At 60.5% G+C, this 12,194-nt stretch carries 12 protein-coding genes; 6 read left to right on the forward strand and 6 right to left on the reverse strand.

The window, feature by feature from the left end; genetic code table 11:
• Positions 1 to 157 precede the first annotated feature (157 nt).
• Entirely contained in the window at positions 158 to 1,153 is a 996-nt protein-coding gene (locus AT6N2_RS06930) for a transporter (protein ID WP_209089488.1), read from the forward strand.
• Between the two features lie 59 nt (positions 1,154 to 1,212).
• Here the strand turns inward: AT6N2_RS06930 and AT6N2_RS06935 are convergent, their stop codons facing one another.
• The 4 genes from AT6N2_RS06935 to AT6N2_RS06950 form a co-directional block, all read right to left on the reverse strand.
• Positions 1,213 to 1,728 carry a BA14K family protein gene (locus AT6N2_RS06935; protein ID WP_209089489.1) on the reverse strand — a complete coding sequence of 172 codons (516 nt, stop codon included), beginning with the start codon at positions 1,726 to 1,728 and terminating at the stop codon, positions 1,213 to 1,215.
• 217 nt (positions 1,729 to 1,945) lie between these two features.
• Entirely contained in the window at positions 1,946 to 2,407 is a 462-nt protein-coding gene (locus AT6N2_RS06940; RefSeq protein ID WP_144575640.1) for a BA14K family protein, read from the reverse strand.
• Positions 2,408 to 2,578: 171 nt separating this feature from the next.
• The gene (locus AT6N2_RS06945) at positions 2,579 to 3,661 is read right to left on the reverse strand and encodes a hybrid-cluster NAD(P)-dependent oxidoreductase (protein ID WP_063947815.1); all 1,083 of its coding nucleotides are present in this window, start codon (positions 3,659 to 3,661) and stop codon (positions 2,579 to 2,581) included.
• Between the two features lie 7 nt (positions 3,662 to 3,668).
• Complete coding sequence (locus AT6N2_RS06950; RefSeq protein WP_063947814.1) at positions 3,669 to 4,913, reverse strand: aromatic ring-hydroxylating oxygenase subunit alpha; 1,245 nt, start codon at positions 4,911 to 4,913, stop codon at positions 3,669 to 3,671.
• 333 nt (positions 4,914 to 5,246) lie between these two features.
• Here AT6N2_RS06950 and AT6N2_RS06955 point away from each other — a divergent pair, with 333 nt between their 5' ends.
• The 3 genes from AT6N2_RS06955 (at position 5,247) to AT6N2_RS06965 (ending at position 8,378) form a co-directional block, all read left to right on the forward strand.
• A complete protein-coding gene (locus AT6N2_RS06955; RefSeq protein ID WP_063947743.1) occupies positions 5,247 to 5,855 on the forward strand; it encodes a DUF6656 family protein in 609 nt (202 codons plus the stop codon).
• 63 nt (positions 5,856 to 5,918) lie between these two features.
• Positions 5,919 to 6,896, forward strand: coding sequence for an L-threonylcarbamoyladenylate synthase (locus tag AT6N2_RS06960; RefSeq protein ID WP_209089491.1), 978 nt, complete (start codon positions 5,919 to 5,921; stop codon positions 6,894 to 6,896).
• Positions 6,897 to 6,944: 48 nt separating this feature from the next.
• Positions 6,945 to 8,378 carry an FAD-binding oxidoreductase gene (locus tag AT6N2_RS06965; protein ID WP_209089493.1) on the forward strand — a complete coding sequence of 478 codons (1,434 nt, stop codon included), beginning with the start codon at positions 6,945 to 6,947 and terminating at the stop codon, positions 8,376 to 8,378.
• Between the two features lie 9 nt (positions 8,379 to 8,387).
• On the opposite strand, the gene AT6N2_RS06970 is transcribed toward AT6N2_RS06965, so the two are convergent.
• Positions 8,388 to 8,906, reverse strand: a complete 519-nt coding sequence (locus tag AT6N2_RS06970) for a glycosyl transferase (RefSeq protein WP_209089495.1) — start codon at positions 8,904 to 8,906, stop codon at positions 8,388 to 8,390.
• Between the two features lie 286 nt (positions 8,907 to 9,192).
• Between AT6N2_RS06970 and AT6N2_RS06975 the strand changes: the two genes are divergently transcribed.
• On the forward strand, positions 9,193 to 10,350 hold the full coding sequence (locus AT6N2_RS06975; protein WP_063947740.1) for a PA0069 family radical SAM protein: 1,158 nt from the start codon (positions 9,193 to 9,195) through the stop codon (positions 10,348 to 10,350).
• A gap of 442 nt (positions 10,351 to 10,792) precedes the next feature.
• Complete coding sequence (locus AT6N2_RS06980) at positions 10,793 to 11,449, forward strand: ribonuclease HII (RefSeq protein WP_209089497.1); 657 nt, start codon at positions 10,793 to 10,795, stop codon at positions 11,447 to 11,449.
• A 51-nt stretch (positions 11,450 to 11,500) separates the two neighbouring features.
• Here the strand turns inward: AT6N2_RS06980 and AT6N2_RS06985 are convergent, their stop codons facing one another.
• Positions 11,501 to 12,073: a peroxiredoxin gene (locus AT6N2_RS06985; RefSeq protein WP_209089499.1), complete on the reverse strand. Its 573-nt coding sequence runs from the start codon at positions 12,071 to 12,073 to the stop codon at positions 11,501 to 11,503.
• Between the last annotated feature and the right edge of the window lie 121 nt (positions 12,074 to 12,194).

Raw genomic sequence — 12,194 nt, forward strand, 5'->3', positions numbered from 1 at the left:
ACGTCAATTTGAAAATTCCCGCGACTTCGAAGGGATTGTTATAAAACTGTCATGTGAATTTGCTCAGCATGCGCAGACAAGCGCCTCGCCGCTGCCGCCCCACGACCGGAACGACGACGCCTCCGCTCTTTCCATTCAGCCGGTCAGGACTGTCACGATGGATCTCATAACACCTGCCATTCCCGGCCTTGTCTGGGCCTATCATTTCCATCCAGGCAACGCCCCGTGCCGGCGGCTGGCGCCCGATGCCGGTTTCGAGGAGATGGCTGGATATGAGGGGTTCTACTGGCTGCATCTCAACCTCGCCGACCAGCGCGTTGCGGGCTTTCTTGAAACCATCGTCGGCCTCGACCCGGCCGCAAGGGCGAGCCTCACCACCCATGAGACACATCCCTCCATCGTCGTGGAAGAGAAATCTCTCTATGGCACGCTGGTCGACTTCCAGCGGGAGTTCGACCAGGAAACGCGCAATTTCGGCTGGCTGCATTTTGCCGTGAGCGATCGCTTCATCATCACCACCCGCCTGCAGCCGCTGCATTCGGTAGACCGGTTGAAGGCAGCAATCGACAAAAACTCCAATCGTTACCTGACACCCTCGCATGTGTTTGAAGGTCTCGTCGCCGAATTCCAGCGCTCGCTCATCAATCTGGTGATGGAGACGACCGAAGAGCTGAACGCCATCGAAGATCTTGTTTATGACAGCGAGACCCGAGACGAGCGCCGCCGGCTTGCGCCGCTGCGCCGCACGGTGGTTCGCCTGCACCGCCATTTGCGCACCGTGCTGACTTTGATGCGGCGCGCCTCCGCCGCTGACGATGACGAAATGCCCGCTGGTTTCGAGGACGTCGCCTCCCGCCTGATGGGAAGGCTGGAAGCTGTCGACCACGACGTTTACGCGCTGCAGGACCGGGCACGACTATTGCACGAAGAAATCGATTCCAAACTCTCGTCAGAAACCAATCGACATCTCTATATATTGTCGCTGATGACCGCATTTCTGCTGCCGCCGTCGCTTGTAACAGGCTTTTTCGGGATGAACACGGATGAACTGCCGTTCACGGTCGGCACGGGCGGCACCATGGCGGCCAGTATCTTCATCGTCATTTCAGTGGCGCTGGCATGGTTTGTGTTGAAGCGCGCGCGCATCCTCTGACAGCAAAAAGCCGCCCGGCGACGACCGAGCGGCTTCTTCAATTCTGGTTCGCCTGTCTATCAGCCGTAAGGCGAATAACAGGTCTGGCGTGGGCCATGATAGGGCTGGAACGTGTTGCTATAGGCATCGTAGGACCGGTAGCGGCCATAGCACCAGTTGACATGCGCCTGATTGAGACCGCCGCGACGGACCGGGCGATATTCGCGATACACCGGACGCGGACGGTATTCGGGCACCGGGCGATATACCTCGCGCGGCTGCGAGATAGCGCCGCCAATGATGGCGCCCGTTGCAAAGGCTGCAAGCGGGAACCAGTAACCGTCGTGATGACGATAACCCGGTCGGTAATCCCGGTAACCACGATGGCCGCGGTACCAGCCACGTCGATCACCCCAGCCATCGCGATCGCGCCAGTATTGGACGTTGACGATATTCTTGCTGGCGTCATTGCCCGTGGTTTCGACTGCCTTCGGTGCCACCGGCAGCGGCATGGCTGCTTCTGCCGGCACAATCGCCCCTGCAACCACGATTGCAGAAAGACCGACAGCCAGTATATTCCTCACATAGCTTTTCATCTGACTTCCTCCATTCACGACGGTCGACAGGCCGTAAGACGTGAATTTCTGTTGTTCTGTTTTCCGCCTTTGTACGGGCGGCGTCGTATACCTCTACAGCCTAGGGACGTATGGCTGAACCTACGATTAACGGCCCGATCACGCTTCGTTTATCAAAAACCCGGCGTTTGCGGGCGCAGACAAAAGCCCGGTGAAAACCGGGCTTTTGCTTTTGCAATTAGCGGCTGTAGGGCGAGACGCAGACGCGACGCGGACCGCTGTTCGGCTGGTACGTGTTGTCATAGGCGCGGTAAGAGCGCCAGCGGTTCTGACACCACGACACATGGCTGCCGCCATAGGCCGGCCGCGGCTGCTGCATCGCACCGCCGATAATGGCGCCTGTAGCGAAAGCAGCAAGCGGGAACCAGTAGCCATTGTGGTAACGGTAGCCCGGGCGACGGTCGCGATAGCCGCGGTGGCCATTATAGAAGCCGTCGCGGTGCGGAGGCGGGCGACGCATATGGCGGCCATCCCAATGGCGGCGGCGATCCCATTCACGATATTGGACCGGCACGACGTTTTCAGTCGCGACAGCCGGCTTGGTCATCGGAACCGGTACCTGGAACGCCTGCGATGGCGTGAAGCTAGTGAAGAACACGACAATCGCGGTAGCGACGCTCGTTGTCCGGAAATTCAGCATGATCTTCCTCCATTTGCTTTGACGCCTTTGTCAGCGCCTTTCACCGTGCTCTTGTCGGAGATCAGGGAGCCCCCGCCCGAAAAGAATTCGATGACGTGCAAACGAGTTTCGGAAAATTTGGTTCCAGCCAACTATCCGGGTACAAGAGGATGGAGCGAGACGCCGGTGGTGTCAGGCCTCCACCTTGACGTCGGTCAACGGCCGCGAGCAGCAGGCAAGAATGTAGCCTTCCTCGATTTCCTCATCGAGAATGCCGCCATTATGGTTCATCTCCACTTCGCCGGAGAGCTTCAGCACCCGGCAGGTGCCGCAGATGCCGGATTCGCAGGCAGCGCCGATGCGCACGCCAGCGGCGCGCGCCGTCATCAGCACCGTCTGCCCTGGCTGGCAGGCCAGCTCCTTTCCGGAAAGCGTGAAACCCACCATCGACAACGCTTCGCCATCAGCACCGGTGAGAACTGTTTCTCCGACCGACACCGGAGCGGCGGGTGCAAAGCTCTCCTGGTGGAACCGACTCATATCGAAGCCGGAGGCGTCGAGCATCGAGCGGACGGCGGCCATGAACGGTTCCGGCCCGCAACAGAAGACGGTCCTGTCCATGAAATCGGGCGCCAGAAGCGCGATCTTGGCCTTGTCGACCATGCCTTTCAGGCCGGACCAGAGGTCGGTGCGGCCGCATTTTTCGACAATAAAGCCGAGCGACAGGTTCGGCATGAAGCGGGCGAGATATTCCAGCTCATGCCGGAAGACGATATCGCCGGGGGTACGCGAACAGTTGATGAAGGCGATGTCGCTCTGTGGGGCGCGGTCGCTCATATCGCGCACCATCGACATCATCGGCGTGACGCCGGAACCGGCCGAGATGAAGAGATATTTGTCGCCGGGGTGCTTAACGTAGGAGAAGTCGCCAAGCGGTCCGAGCGCCCGGATTTTCATGCCGGGCTTCAGATTGTCGAACATCCAGCGCGTGCCAATGCTGGTGGCCTGCGCCTTGACCGTGACCGAAAGCGCATAGGGCCGCGACGGGCTGGAAGACAGGGTATAGGTGCGGTAGAGCGGCTCCGCACCCACGGGCAATTCCAGTGTGACGAACTGGCCCGGCAGATAACGGAACCAGTTCTGATCCTCGGAGCGGAACAGAAACGTCATAACGTCGGGTGTTTCCGGCGTCACTGAAATGCATTCCAGCAGCTGGAGCTTGTCGCTCCACGGCTTCATCTCGTCTATGTGCTTGTACGTCACAACCATATTCATCTTCACATTACGCTACAGCCGAGAGCCGGGCCTTGTCGCCGGACAGCCGGTCCACCATGAAATCGGCATACCAGTTGACGAACTGCATCACCCCGCCTTCGTCTTCCATGGAATATGGTCCGGGCTCGTAGGCAGGCGAGCGAATGCCGAAGGCGTTTTCCTCGACGATGCGGCGGTCCTGGTCGTTGGTCTCGTTCCAGACGTGGGTGAGGTCTTCGAGATCGTAATCCACGCCTTCAACGGCATCCTTGTGCACCAGCCATTTGGTGGTGACCATGGTTTCCGTGGCGCTGAGCGGCAGCACGCGGAAGGAAATGGTGTGATCGCCGAGGAAGTGGTTCCACGTCGTCGGGTAATGGAACAGCAGCAGAGCCCCGATGTGGCTTATGCTGACATCGTCAGACAGCGGCCGACGCACGGCACGCTTGCCGGACATGGTGTAGCTTTCGGCCTCACCGATCAGCGGCATCCGGGCGACACGGAACTGGCCCTTGGGGTCGATCTTGAAACGGCTCGGCAGGCCGGCGGCCTCGCAGCGAGCCCAGTGACCACCGATTTCGGGGTCGCTGGCGCCGCCATCCGTTCCCGTCACGCTGGGGTTTTCAGGATAGGTGCGGCAGAGTTCCGGGTGGTTTGCAGCGCAATGGTAGCACTCGCGGTTGTTTTCCCAGACGAGCTTCCAGTTGCCCTTTTCGATGATGGTGCTCTCATGGGCGACCTTCGCCTCCCAGATGCGGTGCGGCGCCATGTAGCTTTCGACTTCCTTGCGCATCGGCTCGAAATCCGCCGGCTGATCGGCAAGGCAGATGAAGACGTAACCGGCAACTGTCTCGCAGGCGACCGGCTTCAGGCCGAAATCGCCCTTGTCGAATTCCTCGCCCATGTGCCGCGCGAAGAGGAGCTTGCCATCGAGATCGTAGGTCCACTGGTGGTAAGGACAGACCAGACGGGCCGACTGACCCTTCTGCGTGGTGCAGACACGAGACCCGCGATGGCGGCAGGAATTGTGAAAAGCGCGGATCTGGCCATCGCGACCACGAACGATCACGACGGAATAGGCGCCGACCTGCACGGTGAAATAGCTGCCGGACTTCTGCACTTCGCAGTCATGGCCGACGAACAGCCAGTCGCGATACCATATCGTCTCCATATCGAGCTTGAAGTAATCCGGGTCCGTGTAGAAGGGCTGTTCCAGGCTGAAGCCTTCGCGGCGGTTTTTCAGCTGGCGCAATACGGTATCACGCAATTCCATGGCCAAATCCTCGATCAAACCGCTTTGCCCGGCACCATTTGCGGGGTTGCGGAACCATGTCCTCATCTAAACACCGGCGGTCATTTGCGGCAGCACAAACAGCGACATTACCTTCCGCATTGGCGACAAATTGCGACATGCGCAATTCCCCGTCTGAAGCCTGTTCCACCGGGAAATCGGGCGGCTATTCAATGCCGCAGATAACGTCGCAATATGACGCATCATGTCGCGCTCGTTGCCGTTCACCCGACAGAAAACGGGAGGCGGCGCGCAACGGAGTATTAACGCGCCCTAAACTATCTTGTCGCATCGACAGCAACGGGGACGCTTCCGGTGGAGAAGGCGACACGCATACGCTATTTCGATGCGAGCAGGCATTCGATCACACCCATTCGATCGAAAACGGCGCATTCAGACTTTCTGCGCACCGGCCGTATAAGCCGTTACGAGGAACGCTGGCTGCCGCGCGAACGCGTCTATTACAGCCACGAGGAAGTGGCTGCGCTGACCGGTCGCAAGCTCGAGGCGGCGGCCGATGCCACGCATAGCCGCCTCAACGCCTTTCACGACTCCATCCGTTTTCCCAAAATGGTCTTCCACCATCTTTTGAATGACCGTCCGCATCTCGGCTATTGTCACGTCACGGCGGCGAAGACCAGTTTCGATGCGGAGCGCCATGTCCTCTGGTCCTTCTATTTCGCGAATTTCTTTGCCGAATTGAGCGGCAACGACAACTTCTTCGAAAACATCGATGCGCGGTATTCCCGCATGTATTTCGCCGTTGCGATCAACACGCTTCCGGACCGGCCGGTGGCGGTCGATACATCCTTCCATCGCGGCGGCCTGCTGTTCCAGACCCACGACCCGCGGGTAGCGCTGAAAAACGTGCTGATGCTCGGGGCGCGGTCCGAAGAGATGCGCAAGATCATCAGGGCGATATAAGGCAGGATTGCGCTTTCCATTCCGGCCCGAAATACGCTATTGAGCGGCCTGAAAGGCAGCATCATGGCGCGTCATATCAACATTGAAACCGAGCGGGACACCGCCCTGCAGGCATCTGTTGCCGAGCTTTCCGCCGGGCGACCCATCGCCCTGCCGACGGAAACGGTCTACGGCCTTGCCGCCGATGCTACGAACCCGGCGGCCATTACCAGCATATACGAGACAAAGGGCCGGCCGCAGTTCAATCCGCTGATCTGCCACATGGCCGATCTCGCCATGGCAGAACGTTACGCGGTTTTCGACCCGGTATCGCGGACGCTCGCGGAGGCCTTCTGGCCCGGCCCGCTGACGCTGGTGCTGCCGCTGAAAGCCGGCAGCGGCATTCATTCGCTGGCGACGGCCGGGCTCGATACCGTCGGCATCCGCGTTCCCCAGGGTTTTGCCGGCGATCTGATCCGCCGCTTCGACAGGCCGCTCGCGGCCCCGAGCGCCAATAGTTCCGGCAAGATCAGCCCGACGAGTGCTGCCCATGTGGAAGCCGACCTCGGCCAGAAGATCAATCTCATTCTCGACGGCGGGGCCGCCTCCGTTGGTGTTGAATCCACCATCGTCAAGGTGGAAGCGGATGGCCGGGTGCGACTGCTGCGCCCCGGCGGCATCGTCACCGCGGAGATTGAGCGTGTCGCCGGTCTCAGGCTGGAACGGCCGGAAAAAGCCTCGGCCGCCATCGAGGCCCCGGGAATGCTTGCTTCGCATTACGCGCCGGGCGCCACTGTGCGCCTCAATGCCACCTCGGTTCTGCCCGGTGAAGCGCTGATCCGCTTCGGCGGCATCGCCATATCGGGCGAGGAGCGCGCGCATGCCGTTCTCGATCTTAGCCCCGCTGGCGATCTTGCGGAGGCTGCGGCCAATCTGTTCGATTATCTGAAGGCCGCCGATGCGAGCGGTGCGGACACGATCGCCATCACCACCATTCCCACCCATGGCCTCGGAGAGGCGATCAACGACCGCCTATCCCGCGCCGCCGCGCCGCGAGGCTGACGTCGCTTACCAGCTTCGCCCCCGTTTTTTAGAGACAGCGAGATGCCCATGACGACCACCGCCATCCCCTCCTCCGAACTCCTCGACCGCTTCACCGCCATTGTCGGCGAAAAGAACGCGGTGCGCGACCCGGCGGAAATGGCGCCGCGCCTTGTCGAAAACCGCGGGCTATATCGCGGCGCTTCGCCGCTGCTGCTGAAGCCCGGTTCCGTCGAAGAGGTCTCGGCCATCCTGAAACTCGCCAGCGAGACCGGCACGCCCATCGTGCCGCAAACCGGCAATACCGGCCTTGTGGGCGGCCAGACGCCGCGCGCCGATGGAGGCGATATCATCCTGTCGCTGGAGCGCATGAACCGCGTCCGTGACATCGACCCCGTCGCCAATATCATCGTCGCCGATGCCGGCTGCATTCTTGACGACATTCACAAGGCCGCGGATTCAGTGGAACGCATGTTTCCGCTGTCGCTCGGCTCTCAGGGCTCCTGCCGTATCGGCGGCAATCTCGCCACCAATGCCGGCGGCACGGCGGTGCTGGCCTATGGCAACATGCGCCAGCTCTGCCTCGGGCTCGAGGTGGTGCTGCCGACAGGCGAAATCTGGAACGGGCTGCGCCGGCTGAAAAAGGACAATACGGGCTACGATCTGCGCGATCTCTTCATCGGTTCGGAAGGCACGCTCGGCGTCATTACCGGCGCGGTGCTGAAGCTTTTCCCGAAGCCGCTCGGGCATCAGGTCGCTTTTGCCGGACTTGCCTCCACCGGGGACGCCCTGAAACTGTTCGAGATGGCCTCCAATCTCTGCGGCACGGCGCTGACCGGTTTCGAGCTTATGCCGCGAATCGGTGTCGAGTTCACCGCCAGACACATTCCCGGCGTGCGCGACCCTCTGGGTCAGCCGCATGACTGGTACGCGCTCATCGACATCTCCACTTCCGATTCTGCAGAGACGGCGGATACGATGATGCAGTCGCTGCTGGAGTGCGGATTTGAGGCGGGGCTGGTTCAGGACGCGGTCATCGCCGCATCGGAGGCGCAGAGACAGGCGCTTTGGCACATGCGCGAGAGTATGTCGGATGCACAGAAGCCGGAGGGCGGCTCAATCAAGCACGATGTTTCCGTTCCTGTGTCAAAAATACCGGAATTCATGACGACGGCGGAAAAGGCCGTGCTTGCCGCCATTCCCGGCGCCCGCGTCTGCGCATTCGGCCATCTTGGTGACGGCAACATCCATTACAACATCTCCCAGCCCGTGGACGCCGACAAGGCAGAATTCATCGGCCGCTGGCGGGAGATGAACGAAATCGTGCATGGCATCGTGCTGTCGCTCGGCGGCTCGATTTCGGCCGAGCATGGCATCGGCCAGCTGAAACGCGACGAACTCGCCGCCATCCGGCCCGGTATCGAAATGGAGCTGATGCGGCGCATCAAGCACGCCTTCGATCCTGTTGGTATCATGAACCCCGGCAAGGTTCTGGCGGGGTGACCACCCGCGCTAAGCCAGCGTCCGTAGCGCCCAGGCGGGCGCCAGTTCCGCATTCAGTCGGCGCGACTTCGTCCCGGCTACCAGTTGCGTCAGGCTCATGCCCGGCTTTGCGATGGACAGCGCTTGTTTTTTGGGGAGGAGATAGCCGTTCTCCAGTGGTGGCGTGCGACGCAGCATGCGGCTGAAGATATTCCGCCGATGGTATCGCGACGGCGAAAACCGGGCAGGCTCAGCGCAGATCGCGACATACTCCAGAATTTCGTCGATCCAGCCCGCCTGCGGGCGCGCACCGGGCTCGATCAACAACAGCCACCCGCCACGCGCCGACTGCACGATCTCCTCAATATTCCATTGCCCATAAAAGCGGCAGCCGGCCGCATCCGCGACGCGCGATGATCCATCGCGCGACCCGTGATCGAGGATAACGACGTCGCTTACAAGGCCTTCCACGGCTCCGGTAACAAGCGCAGATAGCGTGTGCGCCAGCTCCGGTTCCTGATCCCGGCATTCCATGATGACTGTCAACATAGGCATAGCTCTAACGCATCGCACAATAAATTGCCACTGGGCCAACAAGGGGAAAATCCGCGTCTCGTTACACCGGGTCAGGCCGGTCATTAATAGCGTTTAATGAACCAACGGGTGGGGCGACCCATCCAGGAACGGCCTTTTCTTGATTTTTGTTCTTGTATTGTTCTCTTTGATGATGTAGGAATTTAATCATTGGAAGGGCGACTGACTGTCGCTTCCGAAGGACACGGTTTAGGGCGTTGAGCGTGCCTTTTGCGGCGCGTGGCGCTCTGGGAGCATCCAGATGAGAAACCATACGCTTGACGGGCAGGCTGCCTTTCAGCCAGGCCATATGCCTGACATGGCCAATGCGATCGCCGATGCATCCGGCCTGCGCATCGAGATCGATCGCCGTCGCGGTCGGGGCGCCGGACTGAACCCCGACGGGCGCTTCGAAGCCTTGCAGCGCGAGGTTTTCGACGACGGATGGCAGACGCTCGAGGATATGCCAGAGTTCCGCACGGAAGTGCAGGTGGAAAAACCGCGCAGCATCATCACCCGCAACGAGTCGCCAGACATCCCCTTCGACCGTTCCATCAACCCCTATCGCGGCTGCGAACATGGTTGCATCTATTGTTTCGCTCGGCCGACGCACAGCTATATGGGGCTTTCCGCCGGGCTCGATTTCGAATCGAAGCTCTTCGCCAAGCCGGATGCCGCGAAACTTCTGGAGCGCGAACTGGCAAAGCCGGGTTACAAGCCGCGTGTGATCGCCATCGGCACCAACACCGACCCCTACCAGCCGATCGAGCGCGAATGGCGCATCATGCGGCAGATACTGGAAGTGCTGGCAGAGGCCGATCACCCCGTCGCTATCGTCACAAAATCAGCGCTCATCAAACGGGATATCGATATTCTCGGGCCGATGGCCAAGAAGGGGCTCGCCAAGGTCGGCATGTCCGTGACGACGCTGGACCGCAAGTTGTCACGCAACATGGAGCCGCGCGCCGCGACACCTGAAAAGCGGCTGGAGGCCGTGAAGGCTCTGACAGAGGCCGGCATTCCCGTGGCCGTGATGATGGCGCCCGTCATTCCAGCCCTTAACGATCACGAAATCGAGCGCATTCTCGAGGCTGGCAAGGCCGCCGGCGCGACGGAGGCTTCCTACGTGCTGTTGCGCCTGCCGCTGGAAGTGAGCCCTCTGTTTCGCGACTGGCTGCTGCGCACCTATCCCGACCGGTACCGCCATGTCATGTCGCTGGTACGATCCATGCGGGACGGTAAGGATTACGACGCGGAGTTTGGCAAGCGCATGAAAGGCGAAGGCCCCTATGCCTGGCAGATCGGTCGTCGTTTCGAAATGGCGACGAAGCGGCTTGGACTTGTCCGACGGGCCATTCACCTGCGCGACGATCTCTTCGTGCCACCCGGTGGTTCGGGCGTGCAATTGTCGTTGCTTTGAGAGCCGGACGCTGAAAGTGACTGGGGGTAATCGATGCACGGAAGAATTCAACCTCCCCTTTGGTTTCAGCCGAGGATCTTATTCGAGCGCGATAGCGACTCCCGGCTCCAGCCCGATGAGGCTGTCGATCAGGATGATAACTCGCCGACAACAGGAGGCTTTTTAAGCCTCTCATAAACGGAATTCCAAAAGATGAGCATCAACCTTTTCACCTGTTGCTCTCGATGACATGCCCGGCTGGTTTCCCTGGCCCGCCGGACACAGCCCCCGGATCCGCCGCCTCGCGTGCGATCGTTTTCCTCCGCCGCCCCATTGGAGGATCGAGGTCATGACGACCTTAAGGGCACGGTGAGCCACGCCCCTTGACCCCGGCTCCCCGCGCCTGTCATCGCCCGCTTCCGGGGGCTTGCAGGAGATCGGGTGTGTATGCGAGTTTCGCCGCATGAAACGCACGGCCACACCCGATTCTCCTGCCCTTTTCGATATCGCCGAAACCGGCCCGGATTTCTCGTTCGAACTGGAGGCAAAAAAGAAAGGTCTCTGGCCCGTCGCGGGTACGGACGAGGCCGGCCGGGGACCGCTTGCCGGCCCTGTGGTTGCGGCCGCCGTCATTCTCGATCCCGATAATATCCCCAAGGGTATGGACGATTCCAAAAAGCTGACAAAGCAGAAACGAGAGAGCCTGTTCGTCCAGATCATGGAAAGCTCGATTGTTTCCGTCGCCTCCTCCGGCCCAGGCCTGATCGACACGATGAATATCCTGCGCGCGAGCCTCGACGCCATGCGCCGCGCCGTGCTCGGCCTCGAAATCCCTCCCGCCCTCGTGCTGGCCGACGGCCGCGACCGGCCACCTGGCATCACCTGCGAATCCAGGGCCGTCATCAAGGGCGACTCCCGCTCCCTCTCCATCGCCGCCGCGTCAATCGTCGCCAAAGTGACCCGCGACCGGATGATGGAACGGGCCGGCGTGGTGCACACATCCTATGGCTTCGAAGGCCACGCCGGCTATGGCACGCCCGCCCATCTACGCGCCATCGAAAGCCACGGGCCTTGTCCGCTGCACCGCATGAGCTTTCGGCCGCTGAAGCGGGAATTATAGTGGCCGGGTGATGCGGCTCCACCTAAAACTTCCGCCATCGACGCAGACAAGTCATGGACCCGTCTCGGCAACACCATTGGTTTTCAACCAACTGATCACCGCGTCTGCATTCTTTTCCGGCGGGTGCACGGGATAAAAGACATGCCTGATAACACCGGTCTGGATGATCATCGTTAGCCTTCGTAACAGGATCAGGCCACCGGCGTGGAACCTTGGTAAGCTAAGGGCCGATGCAAGGAGAAGCGAATGATCGGAAAGAAGTGGGAACGGAAGGTGGAGCCGTTCCGCGGCTTCGCGTTGATACTCCGTGGTTTGGGTCGACAGGCCGAATAGATGACTGACACCTAATTCTTTTAATTCAACGAAATGGTCTCGGAACGCGCAGGACTGCGGTGTGCAACCTCTCGCGCCGGGGATCGCGTCCCACCCGTCAAGTGCGGTCCCTCCCGGAGGACTCGTCCGAGGATAGGCATAGACCACAGAAAGCCCCGGACTGCAAAGATCCACGGTAGTTCCATCTGTCGCCTGCAAAGCGATGCGTGGCACTTCCATTCCAAGCAGGTGATCCGCGCTTCCATCGTCTTGGGGCCTCAGTTCGGTACTATCATTCTCCGTCACATTCATTGCGGCCTCATCTGTCGTTACTGGGCGCGAGGATAAACGCGGTGTCTTCTATCCTGCAGGGGTGGGTATAATAGCCAAAGTCCCCATCTCCATTCTCGGATGATCAACAACATTCTTCAGA

This window comes from Agrobacterium tumefaciens (assembly GCF_017726655.1).
Lineage (GTDB): Bacteria > Pseudomonadota > Alphaproteobacteria > Rhizobiales > Rhizobiaceae > Agrobacterium > Agrobacterium tumefaciens_B.